This is a genomic window from Rhizobium sp. RAF36 (genome assembly GCF_052114105.1).
Taxonomy (GTDB): domain Bacteria; phylum Pseudomonadota; class Alphaproteobacteria; order Rhizobiales; family Rhizobiaceae; genus Rhizobium.
On the sequence record NZ_JBFREC010000003.1, the window covers coordinates 45,902 to 61,157 of the forward strand.

Here is a 15,256-nt window from a genome sequence, read left to right on the forward strand (position 1 = left end):
ATGGAAACTTTGACAACGGCGCAGGCGGCCTTCGTTCTCGGAGAACCTCTCGATAACTTTAAAAAGGTTGTTGAGCGGTCGCCGGTGAAGCCCGATATGGTAAAGAGAGGAGGACGGAGGATCCGACAGTTCGGTACTGCCGACCTAGTGTTTCTGCATGCTTATGACGAGCTGAAACAGGCATTCACGCCGAAAATTCAGTCGGAACTTTACCATGCCCTGAAATCGACCATGAACGGCCGACACGAGAAACTCGTGACATTTGGGAATCATCGATACGACATTTCCGGCCACGTTCGTGACATCGAAAAGAAAGTAAAAGAACTTGATAGGCTGAACGCGCAGATCGACGCGTCGGGGAAGGATCCGTTGATCAGGGGTACCAAAATCGAAGCCCATCGGATTGCAGCGCTTCTCGACGCCGGCGCCTCGATCCGCCAGATCCTGCAGGACTATCCTAAGCTCACCGAGTCTCAGATCACCGCCGCAAAGTTTTTCGCAGAGGCACATCCAAAGGCAGGCCGACCGTACCCAAAGCAAACCGCGAAAGCCGCAATGCGCAACGCTGATCTTAGCGCGTTGGATGACCTAGATTGAAATACCTGCTTGACACAAACGTGCTGAAGGAACTCAGCCGACCGACGCCTCATGAGAACGTCGAAGCCTGGCTTTCAAAGGTCGATGATATCGATCTTGCCATCAGCGTTATCTCTGTGCGTGAAATATCCAAGGGCATTGAGAAAAAGCGCGCATCCGATGAGGGGCTTGCAAATAGACTTGCCGAGTCGGCGAAGCGGATATTTGCCGCCTACGATGATCGGATCATCTCTATCGACGGACGTATCGCGGTCGTCTGGGGAACTCACCTCGGCCGCAGTGACAAAAACATCGATGATGTGGGCTTGGCTGCGACTGCAAAGGTTCACAATCTTGTCGTCGTCACCAGAAACGAAAAGGACTTCGCGGAACGTGAGGTAACAATTCTGAATCCCTTCAAATCTCCTGCGAAACTTATTCCTCGTGTGTGAACTGGCTGGAACATGATCTATGCCAAGTTGGCCTTGACCAACAACCTGACCGTCAGCTGAGGAAACAATTCAAATGCCAAGAAGACAGGGGAAAACTGTTGGCGCTGCACGCGTTATACTTGTGCGGTTGCAAATTCATGCCATTACTTGAGATTGGTAGGGAGACAATGCGTGAGTGGGCAGTCCGACAAGTTCAGTGCGGCGCCGGCGGCCGCCGGATACTTGTATCAGGCGAGGCTCGCGCTTCTTCTGTGCATTCCGCATCTTAATGCTGGGTCGGAGCTCGAAGTCGCGATTGAGAAGCTTGATGATATTTCCTTCGAGCAAGAAGGAGAGCCCAAGCAGCTTCTCCAGGCAAAGCATCATATCAGCCGGGTGGGCAGTCTATCTGACACAAGCCCCGACATCTGGAAGACGTTGAGAATTTGGTCAGGGCTGGCAAGCGCTGATCCTTCACTTCCGTCACGCGTCAAGCTGGTGCTGGTCACGACAGGGAGTATTCCAGAAGGGTCTGCAGCGTCTTTCCTGCGTGCGCCCACCGAGGGACGCCATAACGGCCGGGATCCAAAGGCCGCCGCAGAGATATTGTCCAGGGCGGCCTCGCAGTCTCAGAATGAAGGGCTCAAGCAAGCCTTTGTTGCGTTTCTTGCACTGCCGGAGCGGATGCGCGCATCTCTCCTGAGCGCTCTGGAGATCGTCGATCAGCAGCCGATCGTGGCCGATATCGAGATAGAGCTGGAACGCGCGCTGCGGCTTGTCGCCCCTCCGGGCAAAGCCAGACTTGCCAGGGAAATGCTGGAGGGGTGGTGGTGGCCACGAATTTGCGCTGCGTTGTCAGCCAGTACCGTCCAGTCCATCCCGCTCGGGCTCATCGAGGCAAAACTGGACGACATCCGCGATGCCCTAAAGCGTGACGCTCTTGTTGCCGAATTCGACCAAGTCGAGCCGTCGGCCGAGGAGTCGGATCAATATGATGCCTTCGTGTTCGTCCGGCAGCTGCAGATAATCGGCGTTGGCGGCAACCGCATTGGCTATGCGAAACGCGACTTTTACCGTGCCTTTGTCCAACGATCAAAGTGGACACGCGAGCATGTCGTTCTGGATGAGGAATTAGAGAAATTCGAGCGCGTTCTGGTGGAAGAGTGGGAACCGCGCTATGCGGCAATGTGTGACGACACCTCCGAGGTGGACGGAGAGGATCCTCGCCTATCGACAGGCGGGCGTGACATCTACGATTGGGTGGAGATGGAAGCGCGTTTCCCGCTGCGCACGCTCACGTCAAAATCCCTGAACGTCGGGTCATACCATATGCTCGCAAACGCGCTGCGCGTGGGATGGCATCGCGAATTTCGGAAACTTTGCAACGGGAAGGGCGGCAAGTGAGCCGAGAGATGGCATGGTCCGAGCGGCCGGCCGAGGAGGCCGCTCATTTCAATCCGGCGTTCTGTGGTGAGGTCATCAGCCGCAGCGCCCGTGATTACACTGCGACCAGGGGCACACCGATTCCACTAGCTCTGACCTTTCTAATTCTTCCGCTTGTGCTCCATCCGGGCACGCGCAGGGTTTTGCCAAGCAAGGCCAGCACCACATTCGAGTCCTGGTGTGCAAGTCAGCAAGACATCCTTGTGGGGGTTCCGGAGCGGGTATTAGCCTTAAGACCAGTAACCCGTGAAGCGCTTCTATTTCTTACGCAGCTCCAAGCCTTGCAAGTCACCCGAGATGGTATTTCCCTTGGACCAAACCCGATGCGCCTGCCTGCAAAACCCAAACATACAACACCGGAAATCGACGAGATCAGAAGACGTGCTGGCTTGGTTGGCCGCTGGTTTGCATCCCAGCCTGCAGTCGCTCCTGTTCTCCAGGCGATGGGGGTAACGCTTTGACCATTCAAGTACGAGGTATCGCGATCTACTCGAGGTCGGGCGAAAAACGTGAGACGAAGTTCAAACTTAACTCACTCAATGTAGTGACGGGTGCATCGAAGACCGGCAAGTCAGCACTTCTGGACATCGTGGATTTCTGCTGGGGCCGTGACGACTGCACGGTTCCCCGCGGCGAGATCAGAAATGGCGTCAGCTGGTTCGCGGTCCTGTTCGATCGGGCCGGCGAAGGCATCCTTGTCGCCCGGCATAATCCTGGCCCATCCGGCAGTGACGGCGACGAAATCTATTTTGAACGCAATGTCGAAGCTTTTCCCGAAACGCCAGCGGGATTCATCAAGAACATGACGGCGGCAGCGCTCAGAAGCAAAATGAGCGGCATCCTGGGAATTGCCGAGAACCTTTACGATCCTGAGCCAACGGGAGCGAGGCGTCAGGTTGAGGCTTCGTCCGGGCAGGCGATCTTCTATTCATTGCAGGCCCAGGATGAAATTGCCAGCCGACGCCTGCTGTTTCATCGACAGGGCGAGACCGGGATCGCTCAGGCCATTCGAGATACGTTCCCGTATTTCCTTGGCGCCATGGGGGAGGACTATTTCCTCAAGAAGAAGCGGCTCGACGACGCGCGCTTCCGTTTGCGAAAACTCGAACGTGAACTCACCGAAGCCCGGGCACTTGCAAACGAGGCATCCGGAACGGCGCTCGCGCTTGTCGCGGAAGCCCGACGCGTTGGCCTGCTGGACGTCAATGCATTTGCGGAAACGCCGGATACAGCGCGCGAACTGCTGCAGCAGGCCGCCGTGCCAAGGACGCTCTCCTATGCCACTCTCGCAAATCCGGAAGCGGATCTCGCCGACCTTGAGGACCGGCGTCGGGTGCTGCGATCTGAGCTTCAGGATATCAGAGAGGAGGCGAAGCAGCTTAACCGACTGATGCGCGACGCATCCGAGTTCGAAAAAGAGGCCGATGAGCAACGCGTGCGACTGGCTTCCATCGAGCTCCTGGTCACCGCGGATGGTTCACACGATACGTGCCCCCTATGCGAGAGCCATTTGAAGACGTCTGTCCCCACCGTCGATGACATGCGCCAATCGCTCTCCGGCCTGGACCTGCAACTGCGGTCGGTGCGGAAAGATAGCCCGAGAGTTCAGGTCCGCATCACCGAACTGGAGACATTGCGCACTGCGCGCGAAGTCGAGCTGGAAACGGTTCAGACCGACATTACCACCCGCATCGCTGACAACGAGCGCCTTAGGATCGAGCAGGATCAGTTCACTGAGCAGGCGCGCGTCGCAGGACGCATCAGCTACTATCTCGACAACGTCCGCATCGTTTCGGACGACAACGGCCTGCGCCTGCGAGTAGCGAGAGTGCGCGCCGAGGTGGACGCCCTGAGCGCTGAGCTGGACCAAGAGGCGTTGAACGAACGCGTCAGCAGCGCGATCAGCGTGATCGGCAAGGATCTGACGACCTTCGCCACAGCCTTGCGCCTTGAGCACGGCGAAAATTCGCTCCGCATCGACCTGCGCAACCTCACAGTCGTGGCAGACACGATCGACGGGCCATTGCCACTTGCACAAATCGGCAGTGGCGAGAACTGGGTCGGATATCACGTCGCAGCTCATCTGGCCTTGCATCGGTTATTCCGCGCCCGGTCACGGCCGGTGCCGTCATTCCTCATGCTAGATCAGCCATCCCAGGCGCACTATCCACCGGAACGGGATCTTGGACAAATCTCCGGGACAGAGGACGAGGACCAGATCGCGGTGGCGCGTCTTTATCGCGTTCTCCACGACTATTGCGCAAAGCCCGATCAAAACATGCAGATTATAGTCGCCGACCATGTCGAGCTCCTTGACGACTGGTTCCGCGCGGTGATTGCCGAGCGTTGGCGCGATGGGATCAAACTTGTCCCACCGTCATGGACGGCACAAAAAGACGACCCATGACCGTCAAGCCTACGGACGAAATCACAGCCGCAATGGCAAACCTCTGGAAGCGGCGCTTTCCAGATCCAGAAAATAGCTACCGGACTCCCGAATTCTTGGCGCTCAAGGAGGCATGCGTTCGCCAATATTCCGTCAGGGATCTGTTCTGGTTTACGACTGCCCTTTGGGAAATACTGAGGTCGGTCGGATGTCCCATGCTTCTAAGGGAGCGCCCCGAGCTCGCACTCCCATCTGAAGATGCCGCCCAGCTCCTGCATTCAACACTCACTTCGAAAACAGACAAAATTGTCCATTTATGCCCGCTTGATTGGGCCGACAATATCCCGCGGGTGCGGTTTGGCAGCAACCAGATCGGCAAGTTCACCGCAATCGAATTGCAGACGTTCGCCGACGCGCCACGGCTTGCTCGTTTATTTCCGACGATCGCCATCGACTGGAAACGGTTGTCTCAGTTTCATTGGCTTGTCGTCGAGGAGGAAGTTCCGATTTCGGTCGAGCCCGGCCAACGCACCATGCCGGATTTCTACCGTATCCACGAGGATCTGGGAGCGATTGTCGCGCACGAGGATCATTTCCCAAAGGTAGTCGAGCGGGCCCTGATGCTGCTGCTATTGGCGCCATGGGAGGAATGGTCCGTGTATTACCAGATGGATTGGCGAGGTTTCCGGTTGCCGTGGATTTTTTCGCGTCATGGGGATTTATGCGTACGACTTAAAACGCCGCCACAAGACCAAAATCTGACCTGGCTTCCACAGTCTTATACCGACGCCTATGGGGATCAGGTCGAGGTTGAGGAACCAGCGCAGTTCCGTCTGGAGAATGAGGCCGAAATTCTTGCAGACTTCGTTAGCGAGGAACGTTGGGGCAGGTTAGAGCGCGCTTTGACGACCACCTTGTTCGAAACTCCTGTTCGGCACTTCTTGATCAGGGCGTTCCACTCCGCAGGAATTGATGAGTTTATCGCCCATCTCACGGTCATTGAAGCGGCATTGGGTCTGCACTCCGACTATGGGAAAAAGCCAAAAACCGATCCCCGCAAGGCGATGAAGGTAACGGAGGTGATGCGGACGAGAGTGCAAAACCTGCTAGCCGATCCGAAATCCGGTGGCGAATATGAATCGTTGTTCGATCTTAGGAGCGCTTATGTTCATGGCCGATCGATGGCGCCAATATCGAGTGAAGACCGACGTCGCGCACGCCGGCTAGCCCGCTCGGTTGTCTTGGCGTTGGTCGATCTTGCGTCAAGCCAAGCCGCGAACATTGATCGCGAGACGTATTTGAATGGACTGCTTTCTTCGTGAGACTAAATCGGTAGCCTCATGGGCACTCTACTGTCTCGCATCAGCGCTTCCGCTGCCGAACGACGCGGCACTCTGAGTTTTCAGAATTGTAATCGAACATCCTGCCATAAAGTCTTGCGACATTGTACTTGTTGTACGAGCTCATGCCGTGACAGGAGCCGCTTGGGAAGCTGCTACAGGTGGACGAGGCGTTTGATCGCTCGGCGAGAATGAATGTCGGGTTTCAGGTGCCTGTCAACGCGTCTGTAACGACCGCAATGCGGTCGGGAGCTGTCTTTTGCCGATTTGCTGGTGAACGTCACTTATCGCAATTCGGGTCCTAGAAGCGGTCGAACCGCTGCCGGCCCATATCAGCCATTCCCGACGGAAAGTAGCTGCCCCTATACGGAAATTCAGCGCGAACCTATCGGCCAAATGACGGGGTCGACGGTTCGACTCCTTTCAAGACCTAGGAACCTCGATTGCCTCCTCAAATGTGCTTCGAGATCACGCGCTATGGAACTTGCAATCCTGGAGGATCGCAGTACGAGATCAATCGCTGCCAACGCAGGCAGGCGCTCGTCCCGATAGCAAACCACGCCTTATGAGTGCCGAGCGGGACACGGCACGTTATGCCCATGCCCGCTGCTACAGCCGACCACAAGCCGGTATCCGCCGCGACCCCGGCACGACAGGGTATTCTCATTCTCCCACGCGGCCTCGCGCTCGTGGCGATTGGCGATAGCGCTCTACGTCAAAGCAGCAGGAACGCCGTGGAAGCTTGCACCTTTAAAGGGCGTCCCCGCTGACACTGCCTATATCGGTCTTGCCTATGCTCTGCGCGGCAATCAACGCGATGCGCACTATGTCACATGCTGCTCCCAAGTCTTCGACATGGATGGCGGTGGAATGCAGTTCGTTGCGTTCGAGGCGAACGACCCGGTGGCGGATATCGCGGAGGCACGGCGGAACCCGTTTCTTAGCCGCGACGACATGCGAGCGGTTCTGGCTCGAAGCCTTGCGCTATACCAAGGCCGGAATGGCGGCATTCTTCCCAAGCGCCTGGCGATCCACAAGACGACAGCTTTCAAACAGGCGGAAATCGATGGTGCCTTTGATGCGTTGGCTGGTGTAGCCGAAATCGAGTGTATCGAAGTAAGCCCTGCCTCCTGTTGGAGAGGGGTTTGGCTTATTGAATCTCTACGATCTAACTCTCCGACCCAGCCATCCGGCTATCCCGTGCCGAGGGGGACCGTTGTCATCAGATCCGGAACGTCAGCCCTTGTCTGGGTGGCTGGCAACGCTCCTGAAGTGTCCAGTAAAGGCGACTATTACCAGGGGAAGAAGAGCATTCCAAAGCCGCTCCAGCTGATCAGACACGCCGGCAGCGGATCATTGGAGCTCTCGGCTCATGAGGCGCTCGCGTTGACGAAGATGGACTGGAACAACGATGCCCTCTACGATCCTGTTCCGGTGAGCATCCGATATTCGCAGCGTCTTGCCCGTACGATAGCGAATGTCCCCGATTTGCCGAGGAACGTGTACCCCTACCGGCTCTTCATGTAATCGGGGATCTTAAGGCATCATCTAAAGCGCCCCCAAGCTCGCTTCGTCTCCGAGCAAGTCAGTTGATTTCGTGCTTTTCAACACACATAGAAATCCGTTTCGTTCAGTTTCACTTATCATGTTTGGAAAGCCGCTTGTAACGCGGATAAACAAACATGATTGCTGCTCCACGAGAAAACTATGTTGAAATGTCCGCATGAAGAGCGGATAATGCGCTATGATTCACGATCAGCGATCCGCCTTGTCATCTCACATAAACGGCCTGCTGTCTGCTGGCAGAGTGGTATTTACAGCTCAAGAAGCGGAGCACGGGCTCGGGTTAAACCGCGGCGCATTTCTTGATGCGGCTGAACGCCTGCAACGCCGTAAAGCGCTAATAAGGTTGCGACAGGGGTTCTATGTTGCCGTGCCTCCACAATTCGCCTCTTGGGGCTCGCCGCCTCCGTCGTGGTACATTGACGCTCTGATGCGGCATGAACAGCGGCCCTATTATGTCGGTCTTTTGAAAGCGGCAGAACTTCATGGCGCGACACACCAGGCCGTCATGGAATTCCAGGTTGTTACCGGTAAGCGAATGCCGAAGATCAAGGCGGGTCGCAATTTGATTGTCTTCTATTTCCGCAAGGATATAGCGAGGGTGGAAGCGGGAATCGAAAATCGCAAAACAGATACGGGAACGATGAAGATATCGTCGCCGGCACTCACTGCGCTTGATCTCCTCCGGTATCCGCAGGCTTCGGGGGGGCTGGACAATGTTGCAACCGTCCTTGCGGACCTCGGCGAGAAAATCTCACCTGATCAACTTGCGGTCCTCTCCGATATGACCGAGCGCCCGGTCGTGCAGCGTCTCGGTTATTTGCTGGACCGGCTCGGCCACCTTGATCGAACAGGCTTGATGCATACGGCCTTGATAGCCCGAGGCCCTCCAGCATGGACCGAACTCGATCGGCAAGAGATACGTGACCCGGATTTCACGCGTGAGCCGCAGGAGAGGGATGATCGTTGGCAAGTGATTGTCCGCCGCACGCCTGAGGTGGACGAATGATTCCTAGTCAGAATATTGTTGCCTGGAGCAACGTTGTTCCTTGGGCGGATCAGCGGCAAGTGGAGCAAGACCTCATTATCAGCCGGGCTCTAGTCGACATCTTCAACGACAAGATGCTTGGCACCGAGCTGCGTTTCCGCGGCGGCACAGCTCTCAACAAGCTCCACTTCCCAAAGCCGCTTCGCTACTCTGAAGACATCGATCTCGTGCGGACATCTTCAGGTCCGATAGGCCCGATCCTCGATCAATTGCGCGTCGTTCTCGAACCCTGGCTCGGCCGAGCGAATTTTGATCAGAGCCCGGTCGCTCCCAAGTTTCGTTTCCGTGTGGAAGCAGAAGACGGCAGCGGCGTGCCTATCCGGCTGAAAGTTGAAATCAACACGCGCGAAATTGAAGCTTTTGACCCCCCACAGACTCTGGCACTACGGGTTGACAACCCATGGTTCTCAGGCGAGGCAGAAATACCGACCTTCTCGCGCGAGGAGATGTTGGCGACGAAGTTGCGGGCGCTTCTACAACGCGACAAAGGCCGCGATCTCTACGATCTTTCCCATGCGCTCGAGGCGTTTGACGGGCTGAATGTGAAACGCGTCGCCGCTTTGTTTGGCCAGTATCTGGGGTTAGCAGGCCAATCGATATCACGTGCTCAGGCAGAAGAGCGGATGTTCGCGAAGCTGGCAAACCCGCGTCTATTGATCGACATGAAGCCGCTGCTTCCGATTGAGCAGGCAGAAGAATTATCTGAAGAAGCCACCAAACATGCGTTTGTTCGGGTGTTTGAAGAGATGATCGTTAAGATTGCCGGCGATCCATGGATACGTACGTCAGAGATGAAAGAGCGTTTCAGACTTTAGCTCTGCCAGCTAAGCTACAACGGGTCGCACCTGATTTCGTGCTACGCTTGGACAACCTCGGCCTCCACAATATCGCGGCATTAGGGGCAGACATCAGTTAAACAAAAGGGGCGACTTCGCCGCGATGACGCAACAGGATAAGAAGGCCACAATCCTTGATCCCACACAGCTCACGCGGATCGAGGCCGTGCATCGCGGCTATCTCTTTCAGCATCTCTTCGCCGTGGAGTGTCTCCTGTCCGTCGCGTCGCTTTCTGCGACATCGGTTTCAATCGAAACGGATGAGGATGTGGAGGTCCAGCTCGAGGGCGAGCGAATCTATGTCCAAGTGAAGCACCGACAGGGCGCATTGGCTTGGGATGACATCAAACGGCGCAGTTGAGCGTTTCGCTCAACTGCGGTCTGCACACGAAGGCGGGGAGCGCGCCGGTGCAGCGCGTTTCCTAATTGTAAGCAATGCACCTCCAAACGGGCCGCTCAAAGCAAAGCTCATTGCAGCCGACTGGCCTCGTGACGTCCGGGTTGATTGGCCATCGGCCGATCCCGAGCGGAGAATACTTCCCGCTCCCCATCCAACCTTGTTGGAAGCAGTCGAGACGACATGTCGTCTCGCTGGCATTCTTCCTTTTGCGACCCTGGCGCCCGAAACACTTATCTGGAAACTGTCCGGCTTGGTGATGTTGGCAGCGACCGGAGAAAAGGGCGACCTTGACCATGTTTTTCGGACGGAGGATCTACCTCAGCTTTTCGAGCAACTGGTGTTGCAGCTACAGGATCTACCGGCTCCGCCCGTGCCTTACCGAGTGCAAGAGGGAGAGCCATCGCTATCAGAGGCAGCTGATGCGCGCCTGATCGTGGGGCATTCAGGTGCCGGAAAAACGTCATGGCTCGCACAAGCGGCCCAACACTTTCCAGGCGCTCTCGTCTACGTCGATGTCGCCGACATGCCGGGGCCAGCATTGGCAAACACGCTCTCGCGAGAGATCGCTGGTAGGCTCTTCCAGCAAGGCACTGCTCTCGGCGAAATTTTCCTGCCTGGTGCATCGGGCCGCGAAATCCTGCCACTGCTTGCCCGCCGGCTCGACCAAGAGGGGCGGGTCGTCACCGTCGCTCTTGATAATGCCCACCGGCCGGAAAGTGACGATCTGCTTGGAGTCATTCAAGCTTGCCCGGGAATTCGTTTCGTCCTCTTGGCTTGGCCTGACGGCGAGATCGGCGCGATCGAGGCGAAGCTCGGCATTGAGCGTCAGGACCTTAGAGGATGGTCGCCTGATATCGTCGCGTCGGCCGCTCATGAAGAGGGGTGTCGGGCAGATCCTGCCGACTGTCAGCTGCTGATCGATTTGACCGGCGGCCTTCCTCTCTTTGTCCTCAATGCTCTCTCGGTTGCCATCAGCGATTACGACGGGTCTGTCAAACAGTTCGTCGCCGATCTTGCTCGTGCAACCCATTCGAAGGAAGTCGTCCAGGAGATCATCCTTGGCCGTGTTTTCGATCGTCTTCCAGACGTCGTCGCTGCAGTCGCCGATCGCCTCAGCTTTTGTGATGCACCCATCACCCGCGACGAGGCGTCCCGGTATGTGGCGCAGGCAGGCGGACCCGATCCGAAAACGTTTGCATTGTCTCTGCGCCACCTCCTGAGTAAGGGCCTTCTATATACGAAAGTGTGCTCACGAACTGGAGCCCCGCTAAGCTCTCCCTGTTCCTGCGCCTCACGGGCGAGGTCGGTCGAATTGATGTTCTTGTCGAAATGGGCACCGAGAAATTGTTTCATGAACTCGGAGTGTGGCCGGAAATTGCCGGCTATCGTGAAGCTGCCATTGCCAACCCAGAAATTCCGGCAGATCAGCGGTTGAAAGGTCTGGATGCACTGGCTTTTGCCGATATTAAGCTTAAATCCCACCGCGCATTGGCTTGGCTCGATCAAATGGATGGCCTTATTGCCGAGCATCATCTCGGCAACGAGGAACAACTTCGCGTCGGAATGAAACGGATGGTTGTTCTCGCTTCTGAGGGAAATCGCCGCAGCGTAGCGGCATTGATTGCTCGATTGGCTCCAGTCGTGCAGGGAATGCCCGCAGCTCACAAGCGCATCTTCTCTTACAATGTCGCTATAGCCGAAACAGCATTGGGAGACGCAGAGCCAGCCATTCGCAGGCTGGACCGGTTGGTGGCGGATTACTATGAGATTGTTGGTCTCACACCGCGCGAGGTGATGGGCAACAATTCGCCGCAACTGGCTAAGATGGTGAAGCAAGGCGCCAACGTCGAGGATATCAAGCATCTCGCAGACTCTCTAGATGCTCTAGCAAAAGCACATGATGTGGCAGGCTCGGTCGCGCATTTGCCCGAATCCACGCTCTGAAGTTTTACGAATTAGCACGAGCGCCGCATTCCTTGTTCCGCGTGGGGCAGGACCTCGCTGATGAATTCGTTGGGCGGAACGATTTCCTCGGAGCAAAGCAGGTCATGGAAACAATCCTGTTACCGCAACTTCAGCAGTGGAAACTGGCGGACTTTTTGATCTCGGTCCGTTCCCACTATGCGGTGATTTTGGCCTATTGCGGTGAGTTCGATAAGGCTGAACGGCAAATGCAGCAGCTTGCGCCCTATGCCGGCGGTCTAATGCCGATGCAGAAGAAGGAACTGAGTGATCAGCAAAATATTATCAAGGAGCTTCGTCGATTTGGCCCGCCGCCGCAATGGAAAGCCCCGCCAGTAGATGTGGTAAGGCGCTTTGCTGACAAACTGATGCTCGGGGATAGCCCCATGCCGCACCGAGAAATCAAGCTTCCTAAGGTTGGCCGCAATGATCGTTGCCCATGTGGCTCAATGAAAAAATACAAGCATTGTCATGGAAAGCTCGATTGATTGGGGGAGTTATCCGCGCCTCATTCATGCAAGCCGGTTATAACGACCTTCCCAAATAACCCGCCGGCCTCCATCCGGCGATGGGCGTCCTAGTTAGCCGTAATCGGATATACCGCTCCGATGACCGGCGTAAGCTGTTGGCCAATCCTCGACAGCACTTGTTCCTTGAACCTGCGGATCATCGCTATTTTCTCCGGCCGTGCTCTGGATTTTATGACCGTTCCGATAAGCCGCAGGGGTTGTGAAGAATGAGGTCGAGAGGAATGATGGCGTTGTCGTCGCGTCCCAGCACGCCGACTTGGACAAGCCTACCGCCAGGCACCAGACTGCGGATGTTTCGAGAAAGGTTGGACCTGCAGACCGATAACGACGATCGAGCAACGATTAATCAGAAATGAAATCAATGGTAAGTGACCTGCATTTGCAGGTCGAAGGTTCAAACCCCTTCAAGGCGTACGATTTGAACGCCCACTCCAACACGCCTCCGCTCACTCTCCTCGGTAGCTGGCGAATCCCCTCCGAATTTCCGAAATGGACGGCTGTAAGTTCCGGATTGGACGAAGTTGCAAACCGAATTGGACGGATGCAAACTCCGACCTGGACGCAGCGGCAATCGTAGAATTTGGTAGCGGTCAGGAGGAAAAATAGATTGAAAGGGGAAAGTCCTTCCGACCTCCTTTATCCGAGAGGCACAGCTTGACCGGCGTCTCCGCAAGCGCCCGTGCCATGAGGCCGTCGAAATTCGTGGTCCAGACCAGACGGAACAGATTATTCTTCGCGAGGCGCGCTGCTTAGCTTCGCGGCCTAGATATAGCGCTGGAAGAACGAGCGGCGATCCTCGACGCGCGGATAGCAGCGGTCGATGTAGAAGCTATACTCGCCCTCATCGCCGGAGCATGGAAAGCCGAGCTGCGTATCGAGCTAGTCTTGAATGCATTGCTGCACCATGCCGAGCGAGAGCTCGCCGAAATTCTGCTCCCTCCCCGCGAAGAGTTTCAGGGCCGCTCGAATTGCCGCCAAGCCCTGAGGCAAGCGGTGAAGATATGGAAGCCCTGGCATCTGACCTGTGCGCTTTGAAGACACACGTAAGTGACGCCGAGAGGAATTTTGCCTATATTGCATTGATAGATGGAGGCCGACATGCCGAGCATAGCGAACGAGAATAGTGAGCGTATGAGTTTGAGGGTGCCTGCCACGGCCAAGGCTAAGCTCCTGCGCGCCGCAGCACTTCGTAATACCGATCTGACGAATTTCGTAACCCAATCCGCACTGAGAGAAGCAGAAGCTATTATCGAGGAAGCGGAAACGATCAGAGTGTCAAAGCGCGATCATCTTCGCATTCTTGAGCTTCTGGAAAATCCGCCCAAACCCAACGCCAAGCTGCGCGCGGCAATCGCCGGTTTGCCTGACAGCCTATGACTTTACCTTCATGGCATGAGGAACCGATTGCCAAGTCTCACCGTCGGGAGGAGTTCGATTGCGGCGACGCTAAGATGAACGAGTTTCTGCTCCGCTTTGCCCAACAAAGCCATGAGCAGAACGCCTCGAAGACCTTCTGTGCTATCGATGATACAGCATCCGACCGCATTCTTGGGTTCTATACAATCGCGCCTTCGGCAGTCGAGCGTGCAACTGTGCCTGATGCAATGACACGCGGTCTTGCCCGCCATGACGTGCCTGGCTTCAAGCTTGCACGACTGGCTACCGACCGCGCGGTTGCCGGGCAGGGACTGGGAGGCCAACTCCTAGCCGCCGCAGCGCTCCGCTGCCTCCGACTTGCAGGAGAGGGCGGGGGACTTGAATACAAACATCCCGAGAAGGACAGCAGGCAGGCCTTCGCATGTGTGTGGCAAACCTAAATTGTATATCCCATTGACATATCCCAGCAAGAAGGCTATTTACATTACGTCGTTATCAAGCAATTCGGAGACGTGCAGATGGAGCAGGGTGCAGTATTCCAGAGCAATCGTAGCCAAGCGATCCGTTTGCCAAAGGCGGTTGCCTTGCCTGATGATGTAAAGCGTGTCGACATCGTTGCGGTGGGACGCACTCGTATCATTGCACCAGCTGGTGAGATCTGGGACAGCTGGTTTGAAGGAGCGGAGGCGACATCCGACTTCATGAGCGAGCGTGATCAACCTGCTTTGCAGGAGCGTGAGGCGTTTTGATGCTGAAGTACATGCTCGATACCAATATCTGCATCTTTACGATCAAAAATCGACCGCAGCAGGTGCGAGACGCATTCAATCGTTCCCATGATCAGCTGTGCATCAGCTCGGTTTGCCTAATGGAATTGATTTACGGAGCGGAAAAGTCAGCCAGTCCTGAAAAGAACCTCTCCGTTGTGGAGGGCTTCGTAGGGCGCCTCGAGGTATTGCCGTACGACGAAATGGCAGCAGGCCATAGCGGTCAACTGCGAGCTGAACTGGCGCGTAGCGGAACTCCGATTGGTCCATATGATCAATTGATTGCGGGACACGCCCGCTCGCGGGGACTGATTATGGTTACCAATAATCGACGGGAATTTGATCGCGTGCCCGGCTTACGAGTGGAAGATTGGACAACTTAGTTTCAAATAATTAATCACATAGCCGGATCTCGCGAATTGCAGTAAGCATTTAACCACCGGGTTGTCGGACCGGATCCCCATCAGGAGCGCGATCCCGTGAGCTTTATTTTCAAATTATTTCCGAGGGGTTCACCATCCTAGATCAACCCCGAGCTTTCCTATGGATTTCTTTATTTGCCCGATCGTGAAACATCCGGCGGCTGAACGTGGTATA

16 protein-coding genes and 1 pseudogene are annotated in these 15,256 nt (G+C 56.0%); 16 read left to right on the forward strand and 1 reads right to left on the reverse strand.

Annotation, left to right across the window (positions count from 1 at the left end):
- The 10 genes from AB4Z25_RS11485 to AB4Z25_RS11530 all read left to right on the forward strand — a co-directional run bounded on the left by AB4Z25_RS11485 (nucleotide 1) and on the right by AB4Z25_RS11530 (nucleotide 9,984).
- Nucleotides 1-597, forward strand: coding sequence for a DUF433 domain-containing protein (locus tag AB4Z25_RS11485; RefSeq protein ID WP_112539120.1), 597 nt, complete (start codon nucleotides 1-3; stop codon nucleotides 595-597).
- Nucleotides 594-1,028 (forward strand): type II toxin-antitoxin system VapC family toxin, encoded by a 435-nt coding sequence (locus tag AB4Z25_RS11490; RefSeq protein WP_112539121.1) that lies wholly within the window; start codon nucleotides 594-596, stop codon nucleotides 1,026-1,028. Before AB4Z25_RS11485 ends, AB4Z25_RS11490 begins: the two co-directional genes overlap by 4 nt.
- Before the next feature lie 171 nt (nucleotides 1,029-1,199).
- A complete protein-coding gene (locus tag AB4Z25_RS11495; RefSeq protein WP_112539122.1) occupies nucleotides 1,200-2,411 on the forward strand; it encodes an ABC-three component system protein in 1,212 nt (403 codons plus the stop codon).
- A gap of 8 nt (nucleotides 2,412-2,419) precedes the next feature.
- Complete coding sequence (locus AB4Z25_RS11500; protein ID WP_112539123.1) at nucleotides 2,420-2,911, forward strand: three component ABC system middle component; 492 nt, start codon at nucleotides 2,420-2,422, stop codon at nucleotides 2,909-2,911.
- The gene (locus AB4Z25_RS11505) at nucleotides 2,908-4,857 is read left to right on the forward strand and encodes a DUF3732 domain-containing protein (protein WP_112539124.1); all 1,950 of its coding nucleotides are present in this window, start codon (nucleotides 2,908-2,910) and stop codon (nucleotides 4,855-4,857) included. Before AB4Z25_RS11500 ends, AB4Z25_RS11505 begins: the two co-directional genes overlap by 4 nt.
- Nucleotides 4,854-6,158, forward strand: a complete 1,305-nt coding sequence (locus tag AB4Z25_RS11510; RefSeq protein ID WP_112539125.1) for a hypothetical protein — start codon at nucleotides 4,854-4,856, stop codon at nucleotides 6,156-6,158. The genes AB4Z25_RS11505 and AB4Z25_RS11510 overlap by 4 nt, the downstream gene beginning before the upstream one ends.
- A gap of 714 nt (nucleotides 6,159-6,872) precedes the next feature.
- Entirely contained in the window at nucleotides 6,873-7,703 is an 831-nt protein-coding gene (locus AB4Z25_RS11515; protein ID WP_442208015.1) for a hypothetical protein, read from the forward strand.
- Nucleotides 7,704-7,920: 217 nt separating this feature from the next.
- Complete coding sequence (locus AB4Z25_RS11520) at nucleotides 7,921-8,748, forward strand: type IV toxin-antitoxin system AbiEi family antitoxin (RefSeq protein ID WP_112445819.1); 828 nt, start codon at nucleotides 7,921-7,923, stop codon at nucleotides 8,746-8,748.
- A complete protein-coding gene (locus tag AB4Z25_RS11525) occupies nucleotides 8,745-9,602 on the forward strand; it encodes a nucleotidyl transferase AbiEii/AbiGii toxin family protein (protein ID WP_112518689.1) in 858 nt (285 codons plus the stop codon). The genes AB4Z25_RS11520 and AB4Z25_RS11525 overlap by 4 nt, the downstream gene beginning before the upstream one ends.
- Before the next feature lie 124 nt (nucleotides 9,603-9,726).
- Nucleotides 9,727-9,984, forward strand: a complete 258-nt coding sequence (locus tag AB4Z25_RS11530) for a hypothetical protein (RefSeq protein ID WP_112445815.1) — start codon at nucleotides 9,727-9,729, stop codon at nucleotides 9,982-9,984.
- Between the two features lie 499 nt (nucleotides 9,985-10,483).
- Here the strand turns inward: AB4Z25_RS11530 and AB4Z25_RS11535 are convergent, their stop codons facing one another.
- Nucleotides 10,484-11,236 (reverse strand): hypothetical protein, encoded by a 753-nt coding sequence (locus tag AB4Z25_RS11535; RefSeq protein ID WP_112539126.1) that lies wholly within the window; start codon nucleotides 11,234-11,236, stop codon nucleotides 10,484-10,486.
- Between the two features lie 32 nt (nucleotides 11,237-11,268).
- Here AB4Z25_RS11535 and AB4Z25_RS11540 point away from each other — a divergent pair, with 32 nt between their 5' ends.
- The 6 genes and pseudogenes from AB4Z25_RS11540 (at nucleotide 11,269) to vapC (ending at nucleotide 15,042) form a co-directional block, all read left to right on the forward strand.
- Nucleotides 11,269-11,967 carry a hypothetical protein gene (locus AB4Z25_RS11540; RefSeq protein WP_112539127.1) on the forward strand — a complete coding sequence of 233 codons (699 nt, stop codon included), beginning with the start codon at nucleotides 11,269-11,271 and terminating at the stop codon, nucleotides 11,965-11,967.
- A gap of 104 nt (nucleotides 11,968-12,071) precedes the next feature.
- Complete coding sequence (locus tag AB4Z25_RS11545) at nucleotides 12,072-12,473, forward strand: SEC-C metal-binding domain-containing protein (protein ID WP_442208016.1); 402 nt, start codon at nucleotides 12,072-12,074, stop codon at nucleotides 12,471-12,473.
- Nucleotides 12,474-13,613: 1,140 nt separating this feature from the next.
- Nucleotides 13,614-13,892 (forward strand): type II toxin-antitoxin system TacA family antitoxin, encoded by a 279-nt coding sequence (locus AB4Z25_RS11550; RefSeq protein ID WP_148194292.1) that lies wholly within the window; start codon nucleotides 13,614-13,616, stop codon nucleotides 13,890-13,892.
- Nucleotides 13,889-14,308: pseudogene (locus tag AB4Z25_RS11555) on the forward strand (GNAT family N-acetyltransferase); the annotation flags it as partial. The gene AB4Z25_RS11550 and the pseudogene AB4Z25_RS11555, both read left to right, overlap by 4 nt.
- Before the next feature lie 102 nt (nucleotides 14,309-14,410).
- Nucleotides 14,411-14,641, forward strand: a complete 231-nt coding sequence (gene vapB, locus AB4Z25_RS11560; protein ID WP_037086583.1) for a type II toxin-antitoxin system VapB family antitoxin — start codon at nucleotides 14,411-14,413, stop codon at nucleotides 14,639-14,641.
- The gene (vapC, locus tag AB4Z25_RS11565; RefSeq protein WP_112444930.1) at nucleotides 14,641-15,042 is read left to right on the forward strand and encodes a type II toxin-antitoxin system tRNA(fMet)-specific endonuclease VapC; all 402 of its coding nucleotides are present in this window, start codon (nucleotides 14,641-14,643) and stop codon (nucleotides 15,040-15,042) included. Before vapB ends, vapC begins: the two co-directional genes overlap by 1 nt.
- Nucleotides 15,043-15,256: the final 214 nt, after the last annotated feature.